The 20,270-nt window shown below is 61.7% G+C and carries 25 protein-coding genes; 7 read left to right on the top strand and 18 right to left on the bottom strand.

Annotated features, from left to right (window positions below; genetic code table 11):
* Window positions 1-4: 4 nt before the first annotated feature.
* From C8D04_RS00890 to rpsP, 5 genes are all read right to left on the bottom strand, one after another.
* Window positions 5-709: a CoA pyrophosphatase gene (locus C8D04_RS00890; RefSeq protein ID WP_116003181.1), complete on the bottom strand. Its 705-nt coding sequence runs from the start codon at window positions 707-709 to the stop codon at window positions 5-7.
* Window positions 710-785: 76 nt separating this feature from the next.
* Window positions 786-1,187, bottom strand: a complete 402-nt coding sequence (gene rplS / locus C8D04_RS00885) for a 50S ribosomal protein L19 (protein WP_116003180.1) — start codon at window positions 1,185-1,187, stop codon at window positions 786-788.
* A gap of 120 nt (window positions 1,188-1,307) precedes the next feature.
* Complete coding sequence (trmD, locus tag C8D04_RS00880; protein ID WP_116003179.1) at window positions 1,308-2,066, bottom strand: tRNA (guanosine(37)-N1)-methyltransferase TrmD; 759 nt, start codon at window positions 2,064-2,066, stop codon at window positions 1,308-1,310.
* Between the two features lie 19 nt (window positions 2,067-2,085).
* Window positions 2,086-2,655 carry a ribosome maturation factor RimM gene (gene rimM, locus C8D04_RS00875; protein ID WP_116003178.1) on the bottom strand — a complete coding sequence of 190 codons (570 nt, stop codon included), beginning with the start codon at window positions 2,653-2,655 and terminating at the stop codon, window positions 2,086-2,088.
* An 86-nt stretch (window positions 2,656-2,741) separates the two neighbouring features.
* Window positions 2,742-2,993 (bottom strand): 30S ribosomal protein S16, encoded by a 252-nt coding sequence (rpsP, locus tag C8D04_RS00870; protein WP_116003177.1) that lies wholly within the window; start codon window positions 2,991-2,993, stop codon window positions 2,742-2,744.
* A 152-nt stretch (window positions 2,994-3,145) separates the two neighbouring features.
* Here rpsP and C8D04_RS00865 point away from each other — a divergent pair, with 152 nt between their 5' ends.
* Entirely contained in the window at window positions 3,146-3,667 is a 522-nt protein-coding gene (locus tag C8D04_RS00865) for a GNAT family N-acetyltransferase (protein WP_116003176.1), read from the top strand.
* Between the two features lie 7 nt (window positions 3,668-3,674).
* The gene (locus tag C8D04_RS00860) at window positions 3,675-4,121 is read left to right on the top strand and encodes a TM2 domain-containing protein (RefSeq protein WP_116003175.1); all 447 of its coding nucleotides are present in this window, start codon (window positions 3,675-3,677) and stop codon (window positions 4,119-4,121) included.
* Between the two features lie 66 nt (window positions 4,122-4,187).
* On the opposite strand, the gene C8D04_RS00855 is transcribed toward C8D04_RS00860, so the two are convergent.
* The 8 genes from C8D04_RS00855 to C8D04_RS00820 all read right to left on the bottom strand — a co-directional run bounded on the left by C8D04_RS00855 (window position 4,188) and on the right by C8D04_RS00820 (window position 11,606).
* Window positions 4,188-5,198, bottom strand: coding sequence for an inorganic phosphate transporter (locus C8D04_RS00855; protein ID WP_116003174.1), 1,011 nt, complete (start codon window positions 5,196-5,198; stop codon window positions 4,188-4,190).
* Between the two features lie 22 nt (window positions 5,199-5,220).
* Window positions 5,221-5,868 (bottom strand): DUF47 domain-containing protein, encoded by a 648-nt coding sequence (locus C8D04_RS00850; RefSeq protein WP_116003173.1) that lies wholly within the window; start codon window positions 5,866-5,868, stop codon window positions 5,221-5,223.
* Window positions 5,869-6,001: 133 nt separating this feature from the next.
* Window positions 6,002-6,364, bottom strand: a complete 363-nt coding sequence (locus C8D04_RS00845) for a DMT family protein (protein WP_116003172.1) — start codon at window positions 6,362-6,364, stop codon at window positions 6,002-6,004.
* A 120-nt stretch (window positions 6,365-6,484) separates the two neighbouring features.
* Window positions 6,485-7,210: an ABC transporter ATP-binding protein gene (locus C8D04_RS00840; protein ID WP_116003171.1), complete on the bottom strand. Its 726-nt coding sequence runs from the start codon at window positions 7,208-7,210 to the stop codon at window positions 6,485-6,487.
* Between the two features lie 2 nt (window positions 7,211-7,212).
* On the bottom strand, window positions 7,213-7,995 hold the full coding sequence (locus C8D04_RS00835; protein ID WP_116003170.1) for an ABC transporter ATP-binding protein: 783 nt from the start codon (window positions 7,993-7,995) through the stop codon (window positions 7,213-7,215).
* Between the two features lie 22 nt (window positions 7,996-8,017).
* Window positions 8,018-9,097 carry an ABC transporter ATP-binding protein gene (locus C8D04_RS00830; protein WP_116003169.1) on the bottom strand — a complete coding sequence of 360 codons (1,080 nt, stop codon included), beginning with the start codon at window positions 9,095-9,097 and terminating at the stop codon, window positions 8,018-8,020.
* 12 nt (window positions 9,098-9,109) lie between these two features.
* Window positions 9,110-10,039, bottom strand: a complete 930-nt coding sequence (locus tag C8D04_RS00825; protein ID WP_116003168.1) for a branched-chain amino acid ABC transporter permease — start codon at window positions 10,037-10,039, stop codon at window positions 9,110-9,112.
* Window positions 10,040-10,295: 256 nt separating this feature from the next.
* Entirely contained in the window at window positions 10,296-11,606 is a 1,311-nt protein-coding gene (locus C8D04_RS00820) for a replication-associated recombination protein A (protein WP_116003167.1), read from the bottom strand.
* A gap of 115 nt (window positions 11,607-11,721) precedes the next feature.
* Here C8D04_RS00820 and C8D04_RS00815 point away from each other — a divergent pair, with 115 nt between their 5' ends.
* Both C8D04_RS00815 and C8D04_RS00810 read left to right on the top strand, forming a co-directional pair.
* Window positions 11,722-12,309, top strand: a complete 588-nt coding sequence (locus C8D04_RS00815) for a uracil-DNA glycosylase family protein (RefSeq protein WP_116003166.1) — start codon at window positions 11,722-11,724, stop codon at window positions 12,307-12,309.
* Between the two features lie 73 nt (window positions 12,310-12,382).
* Window positions 12,383-12,739, top strand: a complete 357-nt coding sequence (locus tag C8D04_RS00810) for a DUF1304 domain-containing protein (protein ID WP_116003165.1) — start codon at window positions 12,383-12,385, stop codon at window positions 12,737-12,739.
* A 12-nt stretch (window positions 12,740-12,751) separates the two neighbouring features.
* Here the strand turns inward: C8D04_RS00810 and lolA are convergent, their stop codons facing one another.
* The 3 genes from lolA to C8D04_RS00795 all read right to left on the bottom strand — a co-directional run bounded on the left by lolA (window position 12,752) and on the right by C8D04_RS00795 (window position 16,538).
* Window positions 12,752-13,384 carry an outer membrane lipoprotein chaperone LolA gene (gene lolA, locus C8D04_RS00805; RefSeq protein WP_116003164.1) on the bottom strand — a complete coding sequence of 211 codons (633 nt, stop codon included), beginning with the start codon at window positions 13,382-13,384 and terminating at the stop codon, window positions 12,752-12,754.
* 82 nt (window positions 13,385-13,466) lie between these two features.
* Window positions 13,467-15,803, bottom strand: a complete 2,337-nt coding sequence (locus tag C8D04_RS19085) for a DNA translocase FtsK (protein WP_116003163.1) — start codon at window positions 15,801-15,803, stop codon at window positions 13,467-13,469.
* 60 nt (window positions 15,804-15,863) lie between these two features.
* Complete coding sequence (locus C8D04_RS00795; RefSeq protein WP_116005930.1) at window positions 15,864-16,538, bottom strand: Crp/Fnr family transcriptional regulator; 675 nt, start codon at window positions 16,536-16,538, stop codon at window positions 15,864-15,866.
* A 183-nt stretch (window positions 16,539-16,721) separates the two neighbouring features.
* On the opposite strand from C8D04_RS00795, the gene trxB reads away from it, so the two are divergent.
* The 3 genes from trxB (at window position 16,722) to rpmG (ending at window position 18,283) form a co-directional block, all read left to right on the top strand.
* Window positions 16,722-17,681, top strand: coding sequence for a thioredoxin-disulfide reductase (gene trxB, locus C8D04_RS00790; RefSeq protein ID WP_116003162.1), 960 nt, complete (start codon window positions 16,722-16,724; stop codon window positions 17,679-17,681).
* 186 nt (window positions 17,682-17,867) lie between these two features.
* The gene (rpmB, locus tag C8D04_RS00785) at window positions 17,868-18,101 is read left to right on the top strand and encodes a 50S ribosomal protein L28 (protein ID WP_116003161.1); all 234 of its coding nucleotides are present in this window, start codon (window positions 17,868-17,870) and stop codon (window positions 18,099-18,101) included.
* A gap of 11 nt (window positions 18,102-18,112) precedes the next feature.
* A complete protein-coding gene (gene rpmG, locus C8D04_RS00780; RefSeq protein ID WP_008904999.1) occupies window positions 18,113-18,283 on the top strand; it encodes a 50S ribosomal protein L33 in 171 nt (56 codons plus the stop codon).
* Window positions 18,284-18,448: 165 nt separating this feature from the next.
* Here rpmG and C8D04_RS00775 read toward each other — a convergent pair whose 3' ends face one another.
* Complete coding sequence (locus C8D04_RS00775; protein ID WP_116005929.1) at window positions 18,449-19,768, bottom strand: RsmB/NOP family class I SAM-dependent RNA methyltransferase; 1,320 nt, start codon at window positions 19,766-19,768, stop codon at window positions 18,449-18,451.
* Between the two features lie 47 nt (window positions 19,769-19,815).
* Complete coding sequence (locus C8D04_RS00770; protein WP_116003160.1) at window positions 19,816-20,142, bottom strand: DUF3579 domain-containing protein; 327 nt, start codon at window positions 20,140-20,142, stop codon at window positions 19,816-19,818.
* Between the last annotated feature and the right edge of the window lie 128 nt (window positions 20,143-20,270).

Genomic DNA, 20,270 nt, shown 5'->3' with positions numbered 1-20,270 from the left:
GCCTTCATGCCTGCATGAAACGGTAAAAATTGCGCAGCATGCCCGCCGTGGCACCCCAGATGAAATGGCTGCGCACACCGTCGTCGTAGGGCATGGAGAACCACTCGCGGCGCACGCCCTCCCACTCCACCGCGTGGCGCTGGTGGTGCGCCGGGTCGAGTAAAAAAGCCAGGGGCACCTCGAAAATCGCGGCTACTTCATACGGGTTGGGGTGCAGCACGCAATCGGGCCGCACCAGAGCGACCACGGGCGTGATGATGAAAGAGGAACCCGTCTGGTACGTGGGCAACGAACCCAGCACTTCGACAAAGCGCCGCTCAAGGCCTACTTCTTCCTGCGCCTCGCGCAAGGCGGTATCGGCGGGACTGCTGTCCCCGGGATCGGCCCGCCCGCCTGGAAACGCCACCTGGCCCGAGTGCGTAGACAAGTGCAAGGTGCGTTCGGTCAGCAGCACCATAGGCTGGTCGCGCTGCACGATGGGCAACAGTACCGAGGCGCGGGCCGGTGCCCGCTCGCTGAAGCGTTTCTCCGAGGCAATCTCGGGCGCCCAGACGGGCGGCGCCCGAAAACGCTCCCGCAGTGCCTGCGCCGTTTGCTGCGCCGCAGGCACTGCCGGCAGGTGTGCGTCCACCCCCAGCACCGGTATGGCACGCGGGTCGAAGTCGGGCAACCGGTGCACCGGCGGTTCAGAGGGGGGAGAAAAAGCCATGGGGGAAATGCAGAAAAGCAAAAAGCCGCTACAGACAGAAGCTGCAGCGGCTCGGGCCGTTCAGTCAAGCAATGCTTTACGCTGCGGTCGCCGCAGCAGCAACAGCCGCCGTCTTGTTGACGCGCTGGGGCAGCTTTTCTTTGATACGCGCCGACTTGCCGCTGCGCTGGCGCAGATAGTACAACTTGGCACGGCGCACATCACCACGGCGCTTGACTTCGATCTTGGCGATCAGCGGGCTGTAGGTCTGGAACGTACGCTCAACACCTTCGCCGCTGGAGATCTTGCGCACGGTGAAGCCACTGTTGATACCGCGATTGCGCTTGGCGATCACGACACCTTCGTAGGCCTGCAGGCGCTTGCGGGTGCCTTCGACCACGTTCACGCTCACGATGACCGTGTCGCCGGGTGCAAATTCAGGGATGGTCTTGCCGAGGCGGGCAATTTCTTCCGCCTCGAGGGTCTGGATCAGGTTCATGTTTACATCTCGCGATCATGTCCGCGCCAAGATTGGCAGCGTCGGGATTGACGTTTGGGCCCCGCATCAAGTGTGCGAAGCGGCCGGGCAGAGGATCGAAAAGCCTTTGATTATAGCTTCTCAGCGCAGACCGTCCAGAACCTGCTCGTCCAGTCGGCTCAGCCGCCCCGCCGCCCGCGCTGCATCAATCAGTTCCGGGCGGTGGCGCAGCGTCATGGCAAGGCGCTGCGCACGGCGCCAGCGTTCGATGTTCGCGTGGTGGCCCGACATCAGTTCGGCAGGCACCGCCTGCCCTTCCCATTCTTCAGGGCGGGTGTAATGCGGGCAGTCCAGCAGGCCATCGAGCGCTGGATTGAAACTGTCGAACTGGTGGCTGCCTTCGTCGTGCAGCACCCCCGGCTGCAGCCGCGCCACCGCATCGAGCAAAGCCAGCGCAGCAATTTCGCCGCCCGAGAGCACAAAGTCGCCCAGGCTGATCTGTACGTCGACATGGCTATCGATGAATCGCTGGTCAATACCCTCATAGCGGCCGCACAGCAGCACAGCGCCCTGGCTGGCCGACCAGCGCTCTACGGCACCATGGTTCAGAGACTTGCCCATCGGAGAAAAAAGAACCACGGGCGCCTCGTGGCCCGCTGCGTCCCGGCGGTCTGCACGCACGGCGTCCAGACAGCGCAACAAGGGCGGCGCCATCATCACCATGCCCGGGCCGCCACCGAACGGGCGGTCGTCCACGCGGCGGTAGTTGCCCTGCGCGTAATCACGCGGGTTCCACAGCCGCACATCGACCAGGCCCGTGCCATACGCGCGGCGCGTCACGCCGCTGGCCAGGAACGGGCCAAACAGCTCGGGGAAAAGGGTAATGACGTCAAAGCGCATGCTGCGCAGGCCTGGCGGCTTAGTAGTCGGGTTGCCAGTCCACCGTGATGCGGCGCTCCGGCAGTTCGACCTTGTCGACATAGGCCGACACGAACGGTACCATGCGCTCTTGCGGCTTGCCGTCCTGTTCATAGACGATCACCAGCACTGTCTGGGGGCCGGTAGACAGCAGCTCACGCACCTGCCCCAGGGCAACACCTTCACGGTTGACCACATCCAGGCCGATCAGATCGACCCAGTAATACTCATCGCTCTGGGTCTGGGGAAAATCTGCACGGGGCACAAAAATGCGTGCGCCGCGCAACAGTTCAGCGGTATTGCGGTCGTCCACGCCCTGCGCCCAGGCCACGACGGAATCAGAATGCGTGCGCGACTGCCGGATGGCCAGCCGGGCCGTTCCGCTGAACGTGCGAGCGCCCCGCTCGCTGGGCTGCAAAAACCAGCTACGGGCCGCCAGCAAGGCTTGCGGATCAGTGTTGTGCGACAGCACCTTGAACCAGCCCTTGACACCCCAGGCATCGGCGATTCGCCCGACCTCGACGGCATCCAGGGGCAGCTCGGCGGGCTCCAGATTCAGTGCGAGAGTCATGGCATAGGCCTGCGAAGAAATGAAAAAAGGCGGGTTCCGCCAGCCATGGACCGACGCAACCCGCCCTTGTGGAAGCTACAAGAGCCTCAGGCAGCCTTCTTGGCCGCTTGCTTGATCAGACGATCCACCGTAGGGGACGACTGTGCACCCACGCCCACCCAGTAGGCCAGACGGTCTTGCGCAATGCGCAGGCCTTCTTCGGTTTCCTTGGCCGTGGGGTTGTAGAAACCCAGGCGCTCGATAAAGCGGCCATCACGGCGTACGCGCTTGTCAGCAACGACGATGTTGAAGAAAGGACGGCCCTTGGAGCCGCCGCGAGAGAGTCGAATGACGACCATGATTTATCCTTCGGGTGGTGGGCCGGCGCACAGCGCACAGGCCACAGAAATTCGCAACGTTTGAGACACGCGACATGACCACCCGGTCAGCGACACGCTGCAAAGCCGCCGATTATATCTTTGTTTGCTCCTGAGAAACGGTTCTTGAATTTATGCCACTGATTCGACCCAGCCATGACGGCGATCTCGCTGCCATCACCGCCATCTACGCCCACCATGTATTGCATGGTACGGGCACTTTCGAGATCGATCCGCCCAGCGCCGCCGACATGGCGGCCCGCCGTGCCGAGGTACTGGCCCGCGGCCTGCCCTGGCTGGTAGCCGAGCAGGACGGGCAGGTTCTGGGCTTTGCCTACGCCAACTGGTTCAAACCCCGGCCCGCCTACCGTTTTTCAGCCGAAGACTCGGTCTATGTGGCCGACAGCGCACGGGGCATGGGCATGGGCCGCGCCCTGCTCACCGCACTGGCAGCCCATGCCGAGGCGGCCGGCGTACGCCAGCTCATGGCGGTCATCGGCGATTCCGCCAATGAAGGCTCCATCGCCCTGCACCGTGCATTGGGTTTTTCCGAGGTGGGGGTGATGCGCGCCGTGGGCTGGAAACATGGCGCTTGGCGCGACATCGTGCTCATGCAAAGACCCCTGGGCTCCGGCAACGCCACTTCCCCCGAATAATGCAGGGATGAAAAACAAGACCATCGCTGCTTGGCTCACCTTTTTTGGCGGGCCACTGGGCCTGCACCGCTTCTACCTGTACGGCATGGGCGATTTGCTGGGCTGGATGCTGCCGATTCCCACGGCGCTGGGGCTGTATGGCATTGAGCGCGTGCAGCAAATGGGGCTGGACGATCACTGGAGTTGGGTACTTATCCCGTTGCTGGGTTTTACCATCGCCGGGTGTGCGCTGCGCGCGATTCTGTATGGATTGACCACCCCGGAGCGATGGAACGCGCGCTTTAACCCCACGGCACCCGCCGACGCCGCGCCGGGCCAAACCCACTGGCTCACCATTGGCGCCATCGTGGTGTCCCTGATGATTGGCACCGCCGTGCTCATGGCCAGCCTGGCCTTCAGCTTTCAGCGCTACTTTGAATACCAGATCGAGGAAGCGCGCAAGATCTCCCAGTAATAAGCAAAATAGCTGCTGAGGCTTGTATAACAAGCGTCAGCAGCTATTTATTCGATAGCATAAAAATCAGAACATCTGCAGACTGATCCAGTAGGCGATAGCGGCCACGAACGCGCTGGCCGGAATCGTCAAAATCCAGGCCCAGACAATATTGCCTGCCACACCCCAGCGCACAGCACTAGCGCGCTGCGTAGAACCCACGCCGACGATGGCCCCGGTAATGGTGTGTGTGGTGGATACCGGAATGCCCAGCATGGTGGCCAGAAACAAGGTCATGGCGCCACCCGTCTCTGCGCAAAAACCGCCGACAGGTTTGAGCTTGGTGATTTTCTGGCCCATGGTCTTGACGATGCGCCAGCCGCCAAACATCGTGCCCAGGCCAATCGCTGCATAGCAGATCACGATGCTCCACAGCGGCGGTGACGCGTCGGAGGCCGAAGCGTAACCCGTGGCAATCAGCAGCAGCCAGATGATACCGATGGTCTTTTGCGCGTCATTCCCGCCATGCCCCAGGCTGTACGCCCCGGCTGATATCAGCTGCAAGCGCCGGAACCACTTATCAACCCCACTGGGGCGTGCCCGGCGAAAAATCCACGCGACAGCCACCATCATGAGCGAGCCCAGCAGGAAACCCAGCAACGGCGAGATAAAGATGAAAGCCACCGTTTTCAAAATACCCGCGGACACCAGAGCACCCGCTCCTGCCTTGGCGATCACGGCCCCCACGATGCCACCAATCAGCGCGTGCGACGAGCTGCTGGGGATGCCGTAGTACCAGGTGATCAGGTTCCAGCAGATGGCGCCGACCAGCGCACCAAACACGACGTGGGTGTCCACCACACTGGGCTGCACGATGCCCTTGCCAATGGTGGCAGCCACGCTGAGGTGAAAAATGAAAATGGCGACGAAATTGAAGAAGGCGGCAAACACCACTGCCTGCCCGGGGCGCAGCACGCCGGTGGAGACCACCGTGGCAATCGAGTTGGCAGCATCATGAAACCCGTTCATGAAGTCGAACAGGACCGCCAGCACTACCAGCATCACCACGACCCACAGGCCGATTTGTACGGTTTCCATGGAAGGATCGCTTCCGGACAGGTCAGGAGTTCTCGAGGACGATGCCCTCGATCAGATTGGCCACATCCTCACACTTGTCTGTGATGGTTTCCAGCAGCTCGTAGATCGCCTTGAGCTTGATCAGCTCCCGCACATCCGGCTCTTCACGGAACAACTTGCTCATGGCACTGCGCAGCACCCGGTCGGCATCGCTTTCAAGCCTGTCGATCTCTTCGCAGGTCTTGAGGGCGGCCTCCGCCGTGGCCGGGTCGGCCAGCTTGTTGAGCAGCTTGACGGCATCGCGTACACGCTCGCAGCACTTGACGCTCAGATCCGTCAGCCGCGAGATCTCGTCCGTCATGTGGCGGATGTCGTACAGACTCATGGTCTCGGCCGAATCCTGGATCAGGTCGGCCACATCGTCCATGGTGTTGATGAGCGAATGGATTTGCTCCCGGTCGATCGGCGTGATGAAGGTCTTGTGCACCGCCTTGTTGATGTCGTGCGTCACGCGGTCTGCAGAACGTTCGGCGTTGTCCACGTCCTGGGCATACTTCTCGCGCAGATGGGGATCGTTGTAGTTGGCCACCAGTTGCGAAAAAGCATGTGCAGCTTCAACGATGCGGTCCGCATGCTGGTTGAACATCTCGAAAAAATTGCCTTCGCGCGGCAAAAGCTTGCCAAACAGCATAGGGGCTCCCGGGGGTGGAATCGAAAATGGATAAAGATGTAACGAAACTGTGACCGTTTCGTAGATAGCGGAAGTTTAACCGCACGTTTTCAGCGGTACCCGCCACAAGGCTGACGTTGAAAGCTTGCCGGTATCAGGCGCCCCTGAAAATGAAATACACCGCGCCGACCATGCACAACCCCGCCCAAAGGTAGTCCCACTTGAGCGGTTGTCCCAGGTAGAAAACGGCAAAAGGCACGAAGACGGACAGCGTGATGACTTCCTGAATGATCTTGAGCTGCCCCACATCAAACTGCGTAAAACCAATGCGGTTCGCCGGGACCTGCAAAAGATACTCAAACAGCGCAATCCCCCAACTGGCCAGTGCCGCCACGTACCAGGGCGATGTCGCCAGATTTTTCAGGTGCCCGTACCATGCAAAGGTCATGAAGACATTACTGGCGACCAGCAACAGCACCGTTTGTACGGGCACGGACAGGGATAGCAGGGTATTCATCGCATCGCTACCTCACTACGTATTCATCAAAAAACCAGACGGCCCAGTGCAAAAAAGACACCGCCTTGTGAGGCCGGTGTCTTTGGGGCCCTGCGGAGACCTCCGCAGGCATTGCAGTGCTTATTCGCCCAGGTAGGCAGCACGCACCTTCGGGTCGCTCAGCAGTTCCTGGCCGGGGCCGGTCATCGTGATGATGCCAGACTCCATCACGTAGCCACGGTCGGCAATGGCCAAGGCCCGGCTGGCGTTTTGCTCGACAAGGAGAATGGTCACGCCCAGGGCGTAGACATCGCGCACCACCTCGAAGATCTTGTCCACCATGATGGGCGAGAGGCCCATGGAGGGCTCGTCCAGCAGCAGCAGCTTGGGCTGGCTCATCAGCGCACGGCCCATGGCCAGCATCTGCTGTTCGCCGCCCGACATGGTGCCCGCGAGCTGGTCCTTGCGCTCGCGCAGGCGCGGGAAGATGGTGAACATCTTCTCGATGTCGGCCAGGATGCCCGCCTTGTCCTTGCGGATGTAGGCGCCCATCTGCAGGTTTTCGGTGATGGTCATGCGGGCGAACACGCCACGGCCCTCGGGCACCATCACCAGGCCTTTTTTCACCAGATCCCAGGCGCCCTTGCCCTTGATGCTCTCGCCCAGGTACTCGATGCTGCCATCGCCCATGGGCTGCGTGCCTGTAATGGCCTTCATGGTGGTGGTCTTGCCGGCACCGTTGGAGCCGATGAGGGATACCAGTTCGCCTTCGCGTACCTCAAAATCCACGCCCTTGACGGCCTGGATGCCGCCATAGGACACCTTCAGCCCCTTGACCTTCAGCAATACATTCGATTTTTCGGCCATGCTCAATGTCCTCCGGTGCCCAAATAGGCCTCAATCACTTTTTCGTTCTTCTGCACCGTCGCCGGCGTGCCCTCGGCGATCTGTTTGCCGTAGTCGAGCACCGTGACGCGGTCGCACAGGCCCATCACCAGCTTCACGTCGTGCTCGATGAGCAAGATGGTGCGGTTGTCGTTGCGAATACGGTCGATCAATTCGCGCAGCATCACCTTTTCGGTGGCGTTCATGCCGGCAGCCGGCTCGTCCAGAGCAATGAGTTGCGGGTCGGTGGCCAGGGCACGGGCGATTTCCAGGCGACGCTGGTCACCGTAGCTCAGGGTGCGCGCCTTGTAGTCGGCAAAACCGCCAATGCCCACGTAATCGAGCAACTCTTGCGCACGCTTGGCAATGGCGGCTTCCTCCGCCTTAAAGCCCTTGGTGCGCAGTATGGCGCCCAGCAGGCCGGACTTGGTGCGGATGTGCCTTCCTACCATCACATTCTCCAGCGCCGTCATTTCAGCGAACAGTCGAATATTCTGGAAGGTGCGTGCAATGCCGGCCTTGGCCACCTCGTGCACAGCCGTGGGTTCGTAGGGCTTGCCGGCCAGTTCAAAAGTGCCGCTATCGGGGGTGTAGAGGCCGGTGATCACGTTGAAAAACGTGGTCTTGCCAGCGCCGTTGGGCCCGATCAGGCCATAGACCTGACCGCGTTCAATGGTGATGCCCACATCGGAGAGGGCCTGCAAGCCGCCGAAGCGTTTGGAAATGCCTGCAACCTTCAGCACCACATCTTTGGATTTCTCTGCCATGTTCTGTCTTTCTGCGGTGTGTTCAGGTCTTCTGCGTCAGGCTCTTGCCGTGGTCAGGCGCGGGCCACAGGCCACGGGGGCGCAGCAGCATGACGATGATCATGGCCAGGGCGATGAGCAACTGGCGCAGGATAGCTGCGTCCAGACGTCCATCGGTCATGGCCTGCAGCGGGCCGGCCACATAGCGCAGCACCTCAGGCAGCGCAGACAGCAGCACGGCACCCAGAATCACGCCAGGAATGTGGCCGATACCACCGAGCACCACCATGGAGACAATCATCACAGACTCCATCAGGCTGAACGACTCAGGAGACACAAAGCCCTGGAAGGCGCCGAACATGGCACCCGAGACGCCACCGAACGAGGCGCCCATACCAAAGGCAAGCAGCTTCATGTTGCGCGTATTGATACCCATGGCCTTGGCGGCAATTTCGTCTTCACGGATGGCCATCCAGGCGCGGCCAATGCGCGAATCCTGCAGGCGGTAGCAAATCACAATGGTGATCAGCACCAGAGCCAGGAACAGGTAGTAGTACAGCGTGACCGAGTTGAGGTCATAACCGAATACTTCGAGTGTTTTGCCGAAATTGATACCAAACAGCTTGACCGAATCGATCTGCCCAATGCCCTTGGGACCGTTGGTCAGGTTAACGGGGTGGTCGAGGTTGTTCAGGAAGATGCGGATGATTTCACCGAAACCCAGCGTCACGATGGCCAGGTAGTCGCCGCGCAACTTGAGCACAGGAATACCCAGCAGCACCCCGGTGCACGCCGCGATGATCAGCGCCAGCGGTATCACCAGCCACAGCGAGATATGCAGCCCATCGGGAAACATTGCAGCAACATACGCAAAATTTTCTGCCAGGTGGGGCGACGCCAGCAGGGCGAACATATAGGCGCCCACCGCATAGAAGGCCACGTAGCCCAGGTCGAGCAGGCCAGCGTAGCCCACCACAATATTGAGGCCCAGGGCCAACAGCACATACAACAGGGCCAGGTCGGCAATACGCACCCAGGCGTTGCCGAAGGACTGAAGAATGAGCGGGAGGACCAGCAGGGCAATGCCGCCCAAGACCCAGTTGATGGTTTTTTTGTTTGTCATGGCAATCGGTCCTCAGGCACGGTCGGCCACTCGTTCACCCAGCAGGCCCGAGGGGCGCAGCGTGAGGATGATGATGAGCACGATGAATGCAAAGATGTCGGTGTAGTGGCTGCCCAGCAATCCGCCTGTCAGCGTGCCGATATAGCCCGAACCGATCGCCTCGATCAGCCCGAGCAGGATGCCTCCCACCACAGCGCCTGCCAGGTTGCCAATGCCGCCAAACACGGCTGCGGTAAATGCCTTGAGACCCGGCAGGAAGCCCATGGTGTGCTGCGCCGTGCCGTAGTTGGACGCATACATGATGCCGGCAATGGCCGCCAGGATGGCGCCAATGATGAAGGTGGCCGAAATAACCATATCGGGCTTGACGCCCATGAGCGAGGCCACACGCGGGTTCTCTGCCGTGGCACGCATGGCGCGGCCCAGGTTGGTGTGGTTCACCAGGTACATCAGCAGGGCCAGGGACACGGCCGTCACACCCAGAATCAGGATCTGCGTGGGCGTGATGTAAGCGCCACCAATCTCGAAGGGCGAACTCGGCAGCAGCGTGGGATAGGGCTTGTAGTTGGGCTTCCAGATGATCATGGCCAGCGTCTGCAGCAGTATCGACATACCGATGGCCGTGATCAGGGGCGCCAGGCGAGGACTGTTGCGCAGCGGCCGGTAAGCCACCTTCTCAATCACAAAATTGAGCGTTGCCGCCACCACACAGGCGATGAGGGTCGCCAACAGCAGAATGACCCAGCCCGGCGCACTAGGCATGGCTGCCTGCATCATTCCGATGCAGCTCCAACTGGTCAATGCACCGATCATGAGCACTTCGCCATGTGCGAAATTGATCAGTTGAATAATGCCGTACACCATCGTATAGCCCAAGGCTATCAAGGCGTACATGCTGCCGAGAACCAGACCGTTGATGATCTGCTGCAGCAAGATTTCCATAAGAAAAGTCCTTCGTTTGTGACGGGTCCACACTGGAGGCACCTGGATCGGTACAGCCTTTTGAGCCCGCCTGCCATCTAGCAAAAAACCCGCCGGTAAAGCAGCCATGCGGGTTTGAGGACGGAATTGTAGCCACTTGCATACCGTTCACCATTGCACGTTCGGGGGGGTTTTCCCTTGGGTTTTTGCCCCATCAGGCAGGTTCCCGGTGCATAAGAATTGATTATGGAGACAGTCTTATTGATGTGCGGACTTATCAATCAGGCGGCGCTGCCCTGTTGCGCGCGCGCAGTTCCTGCAACTTTTCACCGATACGGATTTCCAGGCCGCGCGGCACGGGCAGGTAAAAGCCGGGGTTTTGCATGCCTTCGGGCCAATAACTTTCGCCCGCAGCAAACCCACCGGGTTCATCATGCGCATACCGGTAGCCTTTGCCGTAGTCCAGCTCTTTCATGAGCTTGGTCGGCGCGTTGCGCAGGTGCAGAGGCACAGGGCGCGTACCGTCTTGCTTTACAAAAGCACGCGCCGCGTTGTAGGCCTTGTAGACCGCATTGGATTTAGGTGCGACTGCAAGATAAACCACGCATTCGGCCAACGCCAGTTCACCCTCGGGGCTGCCCAGGCGCTCGTACACCTCGGCGCAATCGAGCGCCAGGCGCAGCGCGCGCGGGTCGGCCAGGCCCACATCTTCAGAGGCCATGCGCACCAAGCGGCGCGCCATGTAGCGTGGATCGGCTCCACCATCGAGCATGCGTACCAGCCAGTACAGCGCCGCATCAGGGTCAGAACCGCGCACCGACTTGTGCAGCGCGCTGATCGTGTCGTAGAACTGCTCGCCGCCCTTGTCATAGCGTCGCATGCGCTCGCCCAGCACCTTGAGCACCCAGGCATCGGTGATCTCCGCCAGTTGCTCCTGCTGGGCCGCCATGCCCAAGGTTTCCAGGGTGTTGAGCAGGCGCCTGGCATCGCCATCGGCATAGGCCACCAGGCGCTCAATCGCATCATTTTCGATAGCTGGCAGCGCTTGCTGCGCCTGCGCTAGAGCCACAATTTGCTTCAAATCCTCGGTAGAGAGCGGTTGCAGCACGTACACCGCTGCGCGCGAGAGCAGCGCCGAGTTGACCTCGAACGACGGGTTCTCGGTCGTGGCGCCGATAAAAGTAAACAGCCCGCTCTCCACATGCGGCAAAAAGGCATCCTGCTGGCTCTTGTTGAAGCGGTGCACCTCGTCCACAAACACCAGGGTGCGCTGCTGCACCAGCCCATCACGCGCGGTTTCGGCCAGTTGCACGGCCTCGCGGATATCCTTCACCCCACCCAGCACGGCGCTGATGCTGATGAACTGCGCATCAAAGGCATCGGCCATGAGGCGCGCAATGGTGGTCTTGCCCACGCCAGGCGGCCCCCAAAAAATGCAACTGTGCGGCCGACCCGACTCAAACGCGAGACGCAGTGGCATACCCGGCCCCAGCACATGCTGCTGGCCAATGACTTCAGAGAGCTGGCGCGGGCGCAGGCGCTCGGCCAGGGGTTGGTGGGGTGCGGCAGGGTGTTTCACGGTTGCCATGGATGGTAGCGGGCAATAGGACCACAATAAACACCCACGGAGGTATTCCATGGCCGCTCATATGGCGCCAATCAGCAGTTCCCACCCCTGCGGCGAAAACGCCTGCATCGCCTGAATGCCCGCCGCAGAATCCCTCGACGCCTTGTTGGTGCGTGTACGCGCCTGCCAACTCTGCGCGGCGCACCTGCCGCTGGGCCCCCGCCCGGTGCTGCAGGCGGCCACCGGTGCACGCATCCTCATCGCCAGCCAGGCGCCGGGGCGCAAGGTGCATGCCTCGGGCATTCCGTTTGACGACGCCAGCGGCGAGCGCCTGCGCGCCTGGATGGGCATCACAAGCGCCACGTTTTACGACCCCCACCAGGTGGCTATTTTGCCCATGGGGTTTTGCTTTCCCGGCACGGGCCGCTCGGGCGACCTTCCCCCGCGCCCCGAATGCGCCCCAGCCTGGCGCAAGCCCTTGCTCGACCACCTGCCTGATGTGCGGCTCACCCTGGTTCTGGGCCAGTACGCGCTGGCTTGGCATCTACCCCTGCAGCGCGGCACGCTGACCGAAACAGTGCGGCAATGGCGCAGCCGCAGCCCTGTGCTGCTGGCGCTGCCCCACCCCAGCCCGCGCAACAACGGCTGGCTGCGGCACAACCCGTGGTTTGAGGACGAACTGTTGCCCGTTCTGCGCGAACGGGTGGCCCGCGCGCTGGCCTGACAACGGGCCTCCCTGCGCGTTCTACCCATTCCAGCTATGCTGACGGACCCATCCCTGCACCCCATACCCCGCCATGCTGCTTGCCGCCAACACCGTCGTTGCATTGATTGCGTTGCTCCACGTCTACATTCTGGTTTTGGAGATGTTTTTATGGGACAAGCCCGTCGGCCTGCGCGCCTTTGGCATGAAACAGGATCTGGCCACAGCCACGCGGGTGCTCGGAGCCAACCAGGGGCTGTACAACGGCTTCCTGGCTGCAGGGCTGTTCTGGGGTCTGTGGCTGGGCGACGCCGGCCTGCAGGTCAAAGTCTTCTTTCTGCTGTGCGTGCTGGCGGCCGGTGTTTTTGGCGCAGCCACGGCCAGCCGCAAGATTTTGTTCATTCAGGCAATACCAGCGACCATCGGCCTGGCATTGCTGGGGCTGGCCTGAACAGGCGCCCGGCTATTGCTTGAGCACGTCCACCCCTGCCGGTGGTTTGAACTGGAAGGTGGCAGCAGACAGCGAAGGATTGGCCTGCAGCCGGGCAAAGCGGATGACCGAGCGCTGACCAAAGCTATCGAGAATCTCCAGCACCTCCAGTTGATCGCCACGCAACCCCACGCGCACGCTCTGCAACTGCCCATCCCGGGCCTTGGGCGTGGCCTGCACCCACTGCAGGCCATCGTGTTCAGGCGCGGATTCGAGCGCAAAGTCAGCACGCAAGGCCCGCAGATCAGGGGCTGAAGCCAGCAAAGCTGCCGGCGTGCTGCCCAGCGCCTGCGCCTGGGGCCGCTGGGTCACCTGGTTCAGGTCCACGTCGTAGAACCACAGCGTCTGGCCATCGGCCACGATGGTTTGCTCGAACGGTTTTTTGTACTCAAAACGAAACCGCCCCGGGCGCTGGAACTCAAAATATCCACTGGAGGTTTTCTGGCGTGCGGCCTGCCCATCCTTGCCCGGGGTGGTCACCACCTGGGAAAAGTCGGCCCGTGCGGCCTGCGTGCCCTGCATGAAGGACTCAAGGCTTTTTAGGCCATCAGCGCTTGCCCACTGGGCGCTAGCAGCTATCAAAAAAGTAATGATTGTTTTCTTCATGGCAGTTCCTTCAACGCACCGTACTCAACCCGCAGCGCACGCAATGGCCGTGGCCCACCCCAGCGGCGCAGGGGGATGGCCCTCACTCTCGTGCTGGCACCAGCACCTCGCGCTGGCCGCTGGTGGTCAGCGCGCTGACCAAACCGGCTTTTTCCATGTCTTCGAGCAGGCGCGCCGAGCGGTTGTAGCCAATACGCAGCTTGCGCTGCACGTACGAGATGCTGGCCTTGCGATCCTTGAGCACCACTTCGACCGCCTGGTCATACATGGGGTCTTTTTCGCCGCCATCACTCCCGCCTTCACCATTGAGATCACCGTCGCCGTCCATGGTTCCGCCTTCAAGCACACCCTCTATGTAGTCCGGCTCCCCCTGTTGCTTGAGGTAATTGACGACACGGTGCACTTCTTCGTCTGACACGAAGGCGCCGTGCACGCGGATCGGCAGGCCGGTGCCGCTGGCCATGTAGAGCATGTCGCCCATGCCCAGCAAGGCCTCGGCGCCCATCTGGTCGAGGATGGTGCGGCTGTCGATCTTGGAGCCTACGGAGAAAGCAATGCGGGTAGGAATGTTGGCCTTGATCAAGCCCGTGATCACGTCCACACTGGGGCGCTGCGTGGCCAAAATCAAGTGGATACCAGCGGCGCGCGCCTTTTGCGCCAAACGGGCGATCAGCTCTTCAATCTTCTTGCCGACCACCATCATCAGATCGGCCAGTTCGTCGATAACGACGACCACATGCGGCAGGCGCTGCAGCGGCTCGGGCGCCTCGGGGGTCAGGCTGAAGGGGTTGCTGATGAACTCTTCACGTGCTGCGGCTTCGTCAATCTTCACGTTGTAGCCGGCCAGATTGCGTACGCCCAGCTTGCTCATCAGCTTGTAGCGCCGCTCCATCTCGCCCACGCACCAGTTCAGGCCGTGCGCGGCCTGCTTCATGTCGGTCACCACAGGCGCCAGCAGGTGCGGAATGCCCTCGTAGACCGACATTTCCAGCATCTTGGGGTCGATCATCAAGAGGCGCACGTCCTTGGCCTCGGCCTTGTAGAGCAGCGAGAGGATCATGGCGTTGATACCCACCGACTTGCCCGAGCCCGTGGTACCGGCCACCAGCACGTGCGGCATCTTGGCCAGATCGGCCACCACCGGGTTGCCCACGATGTCCTTGCCCAGACCCATGGTCAACATGGACTTGGCCTCGTGGTAAACCTGCGAGCCCAGAATTTCCGAGAGCTTGATGGTCTGGCGCTTGGCATTGGGCAACTCCAGCGCCATATAGTTCTTGCCGGGAATCGTCTCCACCACGCGGATCGACACCAGGCTCAAGGAGCGCGCCAGATCCTTGGCCAGGCCCACCACCTGCGAGCCCTTCACGCCGGTGGCCGGTTCGATCTCGTAGCGCGTGATCACCGGGCCCGGCATGGCGGCCACCACGCGCACCTCCACGCCAAAGTCCTTGAGTTTCTTCTCGATCAAACGGCTGGTCATCTCCAGCGTTTCGGGCGACACCGTTTCCTGGCGCTGCTGGGCGCCGTCGAGCAACTCCACCAAAGGCAGACGGCTGTCGGGCATATCGGTGAACAGGGGTTTCTGGCGCTCTTTCACGACGCGCGTGCTCTGGGGAACTTCGACCAGAACAGGCTCGATGATCTGGACAGGGTGCGGGTGGTGCACCTCGGTTTCGGCGCGCTCTTCAAACACCACTTCCGCGCGCTCGCGCGCAGCGCGCTTGCCTTCGGCCAAATCCTTGGCCACCTCGCGCTTGGTGCGGCCCAACTGCACCAACGCATCGATGCGGGAGCCCAATCCTTCAGCCACATGCCCCCATGAGAAACGAAATACCAGCGCTGCGCCCAACACCGCCAGCACGATGCAGGCCAAGCCCGAGCCGGTGAAGCCCAGCCAGCGCATGCTGGCCGGCCCCACCAGATACCCCAGCACGCCACCGGCATGGCCTGGCAGGGCGGCTTCGAAACGGTACAACCGCGACCACTCCAGCGCCGTGCTGGCACACAGCAGCAACACCAGGCCGCCCCAGAAAAGACTGCGCCAGACCAGCGGGTGGCTGACTGCGGTAGCGTGCGGCACCTCGCCCCCGCGCATCCAGTGCGCCAGCGAAGACAGCCAGGCACGCACGCCGGCCGCCACGCACCACCAGACGGAAAACCCCAGAACAAAATAACTGCCATCGGCCAGCCAGGCCCCCAGGCGGCCTACCCAGTTACGCACCAGTACGGCCCCGCCCACGCCGGAGGTGGACCACGCCGGGTCCATGGGCGAATAACTCAGCAAGGCCAGCAGCCAGAAAACCAGGGCCAGCAGGCCCACGACCAGCCCCATTTCATGGCCAAAACGGGCACCTGCAGTGCGTGGGGCGGACTTGTCGCCCGAGGATGCGTTCAGTGTGTTCAGGGAATAGGTCATAAGCGTGCGGGCGAAGCTTACCCCATGGCTCCCTGCCTGCGCAGGGCGCCTGGGCGAGCGTCAACTCAGCGTGGACAAGCGATTTTTCAGAATCATTGCGCCCGACGGCAGGGTTTCGATGAAGCCCCGCGTTTCCAGGTCTTTCATCACACGGCTGACCATTTCCCGCGAGGCACCGATGGTTTTCGCCAGATCCTGTCGCGACACCTTGCCCATGATCATCTGCTGCCCGTTCGCGTCGGTCTCCGCCTCTTCCAGCAAGGCATGCGCCACACGGCCATACACATCCAGCAAGGCCAGTGACTCTATCTTGCGGTCGGCCTGGCGCAGGCGCTTGACCAGTCCGCGCATCACGACCAGAGACATCGCGGTGTTCTCGCTCAGGCAGCGGGTGAATTCTGCACGCTCCAACTGCAGCACGTCCGTCTGCACCTCGGCCCGCACGGTGGCGCTATGGGGTTCGTTGTCGATGATGCTCATCTCGCCCAGGTAGTCGCCCTGGCCCAAGGTGGCCAAAATCACCTCGCGCCCGCGGCTGTCGGCGGCCGTGACGCGGGCGCGCCCTGTCAGCAGCAGGTACAGCGCATCGGACTTCTGGCCCTGTTCCACCAGGGCTTCACCGCGCTTGAAGCGACGCTTGACCACCGCGCTGCCAATGGCTTCGGCCTGTGCCACCGTCAAACGGGAAAACAGGGGAACACGGCGCAGCAGATCCAGGTTCGACAACATCGCCATAGCAACATCTCCTTGCAATAAACCGACGGCACGCACGGCCATTGGTTTTTTCAATCTCCGTGACAGAAACAAGATTTGGGTGCGATCAGCAACACTTGGTTGATACTTGGGGTTTCATCCCCCAAATGGGCTGATACCCTTCTTTTTTCATGCGCCTTGGGCGCACAAACCCGAGCTTTTACCATGTCCACCCCCCAACACGCCAAAGTTCTCATTCTCGGTTCCGGCCCTGCGGGCTATACCGCAGCCATCTACGCGGCCCGCGCCAATCTGAACCCGGTGCTGATCACCGGCATGGCCCAGGGCGGACAGCTCACCACCACCACCGAGGTGGACAACTGGCCCGCCGACGTGCATGGCGTGCAGGGCCCGGCGCTGATGCAGCGCTTCCTGGAACACGCCGAGCGCTTCAAAACGCAGATCATCTTCGACCACATCAACAAGGTCGATTTCAGCCAGCGCCCGTTCACGCTCACGGGCGACAGCGGCACGTACACCTGCGACGCCCTCATCATCGCCACAGGCGCCTCAGCCAAATACCTGGGGCTGCCTTCTGAGGAAGCCTTCATGGGCAAAGGCGTATCGGGCTGCGCCACCTGCGACGGCTTCTTCTATCGGGACCAGGAGGTGTGCGTCATCGGCGGCGGCAACACCGCCGTGGAAGAGGCCCTGTACCTGTCCAACATCGCCAGCAAGGTCACGCTGGTGCATCGCCGCGACAAATTCACGGCCGAGCCGATCCTGGTGGACCACATGATGGAAAAGGTAGCCGCAGGCAAGATCGAACTCAAAACCTTCCACACTCTGGATGAGGTGTTGGGCGATAACTCTGGCGTGACCGGTATCCGCATCAAGAATGTCAAAGACGGCACGACCCAGGACATCGCGCTGCAAGGCTGCTTCATCGCCATTGGCCATGCTCCCAACACCGAGATTTTCCAAGGCCAGCTCGACATGGAAGGCGGCTACATCATCACGCGCGGCGGCCTCAAGGGTTTTGCCACGCAGACCTCGGTCCCCGGCATCTTTGCCGCGGGCGACGTGCAGGACCACGTATACCGCCAGGCCATCACCAGCGCCGGCACCGGCTGCATGGCCGCACTGGACGCACAGCGCTACCTGGACCAGGGCTCTGCCGCCTGAGAACGCGCTATAATCCGTGGCTTTGCTAAAACTGGCTGCGCATTGCGGTGTGCGGCTGGGGCCCTGATGGGCCACCGGCAATCGGGTTACCGCCACCCTTTCTGGCGAGGTGAGGCTGCAAGCATGCCGGGTTTTTAACAACCGCAGGCCCTTGCTGGCAGCCGTTATATATATCGGAGTGTCCTCATGGCACGCGTCTGCGAAGTAACGGGCAAGAAGCCCATGGTCGGGAACAACGTTTCCCACGCCAACAACCGAACCAAGCGCCGGTTCCTGCCGAACCTGCAATACCGCCGCTTCTGGGTCGAAACCGAAAACCGCTGGGTGCGTCTGCGCATCTCCAACGCTGGTCTGCGTCTGATCGACAAGAACGGTATTGATTCTGTGCTCGCAGACCTGCGCGCACGTGGCCAAGCTTAAGGAGAAACACCATGGCAAGCAAAGGCGGACGCGACAAGATCAAGCTGGAATCCACTGCGGGTACCGGTCATTTCTACACCACGACCAAGAACAAGAAGACGATGCCCGAAAAGATGCTGATCATGAAATTTGATCCCAAGGCACGCAAGCACGTCGAATACAAGGAAATGAAGCTGAAGTAATTCAGCCCAGGCTCCTTGCCAAAAACCGCCCGGCGCAAGCCTGGCGGTTTTTTTGCGTCTGCGCAGAGCAAAAACGGATCAAAAAAACCCGCTGGTTCGATACGTCAGCGGGTTTTCAACTTGGAAGCAAATGGCATCAAAAACTTGGGATGCCCCTCACGCTGCTCAGCTCCGTTGCCACACCGCAGCAAAGAAACCATCGGTCTGGTGGCGGTGCGGCCACAGGCGCAGGTAGCGGCTGCCGGTTTCACCGCCGCTGCACAGCGTGGCGGCGTCCGGCACCTTGAGTTGTGCCAGCAATTCGCCGGCATCGAGTGGCACGAATTCGGGGTGCTGGAGCGCAAAGGCTTCGGCAATGGCTTCGTTTTCCTGCGGCAGCACGCTGCAGGTGGCGTACACCAGACGGCCGCCCGATTTCAACAGGCGTGCGCTGCTGTCCAGAATGGCCGCCTGCTTGACCACCAGCTCCTCCAGGGCCTGCGGGGTCTGGCGCCACTTCAGGTCGGGGTTGCGGCGCAACGTGCCCAAGCCAGAGCAAGGGGCGTCAACAAGCACCCGGTCGATCTTGCCCGCCAGGCGCTTGACCCGGTCGTCACGCTCGTGCGCAATGGCAGCAGGGTGCACGTTGGACAGGCCGCTGCGCGCCATCCGGGGCTTGAGGGCGTCGAGCCGGTGGGCCGCCACATCAAAGGCATAGAGCCGCCCCGTGCTGCGCATGGTGGCGCCAATGGCCAGGGTTTTGCCGCCCGCGCCAGCGCAGAAATCGACCACCATCTCACCGCGCTTGGCGTCGAGCAGCAGCGCCAGCAGTTGCGAGCCTTCGTCCTGCACCTCGATCGCACCGCGCACAAAGGCGGGCAGCTTCGCCAGTGGCGGCTTTCCGCTGGCGCGCAAGCCCCAGGGCGAATAGGGTGTTGCTTCTGTTTTGATAGCTGCTTGCGCAAGCTCCTTTTGCACATCAGCCCGTTTTTCCTTCAAAACGTTGACACGCAGATCCAGCGGCGCACTGCGCGCCAGCGATGCCACCAGAGGCCAAAATTCGCTGCCCAACTGTTCCTTGAGCGGCTGTGCCAGCCATTCGGGCAGGTTGTGGCGGTGGCGCTCCAAGAGTTCATCTTCCTGCACGGCATCGCACTGCGCCAGCCACTGCTGCTCGCGGTCGTTCAAGGCCGCGCGCAAAAAGTCGCGCTGGCCATGCACGGCCTGGGGGTTGGCACGCCGCGCCTCCTCGTCCTGCCAGTGGGCAAAGCCCAGGATGGCCATGCGCCGCTCCTTGGGACCCGAGCCGGACGGTGACATGTGGTCAAACAGCAGTTTCTTGCGCAGCACGGTGTACACCGTCTCGGCCAGGGCGGCGCGTTCACGCTGGCCAAGGCCCCGGTGGTCGCGAAAGAAACGGGACACCACGGCATCGGCCGGGTGTTCAAAAGTAAGGGTCAGCCTGACGAGTTCCGCGCAGGCGTCCAGAAGGGCGTTGGGATGCATGGGCGCCATTGTCCCATCCTTGCCCCGACAGGGCATTGAAATCTGGCTCAGACCTTATCGGCCGGCGGCGGGTCAGGCAACAGGCAGGCTTCGACGAGTTGCAGATCGTTGTCGCGGGCGAAGTTCATCACAAAGTCCCAGGCCATGGGCTCATGGCCCTGCAGCGCCCGGTTGACCACCACGCACTTGACACCATTGAGCGTGGTCGGAATGCACCAGGGGGAATAGCTGAGGTGGCTGCCGGGACGGGCGCCTCCGGGCCTGAAGCTGCTCATCACCCCGGCCAGGCGTTCGGCCCAGTCACTCGGGCGGAAGGTTTTTCCGCAGAGCGTGATGCCTTGAATGAAGACTTCTTTACTGGAAGGAGAAACCATCGGGTAGTGGTGGGTTAAGGACGGATAGGCAGGATCGCTGCTTGTTGCGCCGCAACACAGCATTCTAACTCTTATATAAGACTTTGCCGACACCCCGCTGACGACACTGGCGCACGCATTGCAGTGAT

The sequence above is a fragment of the Simplicispira sp. 125 genome (assembly GCF_003096555.1).
Lineage (GTDB): Bacteria > Pseudomonadota > Gammaproteobacteria > Burkholderiales > Burkholderiaceae_C > Simplicispira.
Note: the sequence above shows the minus strand (reverse complement) of the source record. Positions and strands in the feature narration are given on the sequence as shown.

Coding starts and splice junctions, on each gene's coding strand:
- C8D04_RS00890 (WP_116003181.1), bottom strand. CDS start 709: ATGGCTTTTTCTCCCCCCTCTGAACCGCCGGTGCACCGGTTGCCCGAC.
- rplS (WP_116003180.1), bottom strand. CDS start 1,187: ATGAACCTGATCCAGACCCTCGAGGCGGAAGAAATTGCCCGCCTCGGC.
- trmD (WP_116003179.1), bottom strand. CDS start 2,066: ATGCGCTTTGACGTCATTACCCTTTTCCCCGAGCTGTTTGGCCCGTTC.
- rimM (WP_116003178.1), bottom strand. CDS start 2,655: ATGACTCTCGCACTGAATCTGGAGCCCGCCGAGCTGCCCCTGGATGCC.
- rpsP (WP_116003177.1), bottom strand. CDS start 2,993: ATGGTCGTCATTCGACTCTCTCGCGGCGGCTCCAAGGGCCGTCCTTTC.
- C8D04_RS00865 (WP_116003176.1), top strand. CDS start 3,146: ATGCCACTGATTCGACCCAGCCATGACGGCGATCTCGCTGCCATCACC.
- C8D04_RS00860 (WP_116003175.1), top strand. CDS start 3,675: ATGAAAAACAAGACCATCGCTGCTTGGCTCACCTTTTTTGGCGGGCCA.
- C8D04_RS00855 (WP_116003174.1), bottom strand. CDS start 5,198: ATGGAAACCGTACAAATCGGCCTGTGGGTCGTGGTGATGCTGGTAGTG.
- C8D04_RS00850 (WP_116003173.1), bottom strand. CDS start 5,868: ATGCTGTTTGGCAAGCTTTTGCCGCGCGAAGGCAATTTTTTCGAGATG.
- C8D04_RS00845 (WP_116003172.1), bottom strand. CDS start 6,364: ATGAATACCCTGCTATCCCTGTCCGTGCCCGTACAAACGGTGCTGTTG.
- C8D04_RS00840 (WP_116003171.1), bottom strand. CDS start 7,210: ATGGCCGAAAAATCGAATGTATTGCTGAAGGTCAAGGGGCTGAAGGTG.
- C8D04_RS00835 (WP_116003170.1), bottom strand. CDS start 7,995: ATGGCAGAGAAATCCAAAGATGTGGTGCTGAAGGTTGCAGGCATTTCC.
- C8D04_RS00830 (WP_116003169.1), bottom strand. CDS start 9,097: ATGACAAACAAAAAAACCATCAACTGGGTCTTGGGCGGCATTGCCCTG.
- C8D04_RS00825 (WP_116003168.1), bottom strand. CDS start 10,039: ATGGAAATCTTGCTGCAGCAGATCATCAACGGTCTGGTTCTCGGCAGC.
- C8D04_RS00820 (WP_116003167.1), bottom strand. CDS start 11,606: ATGGCAACCGTGAAACACCCTGCCGCACCCCACCAACCCCTGGCCGAG.
- C8D04_RS00815 (WP_116003166.1), top strand. CDS start 11,722: ATGCCCGCCGCAGAATCCCTCGACGCCTTGTTGGTGCGTGTACGCGCC.
- C8D04_RS00810 (WP_116003165.1), top strand. CDS start 12,383: ATGCTGCTTGCCGCCAACACCGTCGTTGCATTGATTGCGTTGCTCCAC.
- lolA (WP_116003164.1), bottom strand. CDS start 13,384: ATGAAGAAAACAATCATTACTTTTTTGATAGCTGCTAGCGCCCAGTGG.
- C8D04_RS19085 (WP_116003163.1), bottom strand. CDS start 15,803: ATGACCTATTCCCTGAACACACTGAACGCATCCTCGGGCGACAAGTCC.
- C8D04_RS00795 (WP_116005930.1), bottom strand. CDS start 16,538: ATGGCGATGTTGTCGAACCTGGATCTGCTGCGCCGTGTTCCCCTGTTT.
- trxB (WP_116003162.1), top strand. CDS start 16,722: ATGTCCACCCCCCAACACGCCAAAGTTCTCATTCTCGGTTCCGGCCCT.
- rpmB (WP_116003161.1), top strand. CDS start 17,868: ATGGCACGCGTCTGCGAAGTAACGGGCAAGAAGCCCATGGTCGGGAAC.
- rpmG (WP_008904999.1), top strand. CDS start 18,113: ATGGCAAGCAAAGGCGGACGCGACAAGATCAAGCTGGAATCCACTGCG.
- C8D04_RS00775 (WP_116005929.1), bottom strand. CDS start 19,768: ATGCATCCCAACGCCCTTCTGGACGCCTGCGCGGAACTCGTCAGGCTG.
- C8D04_RS00770 (WP_116003160.1), bottom strand. CDS start 20,142: ATGGTTTCTCCTTCCAGTAAAGAAGTCTTCATTCAAGGCATCACGCTC.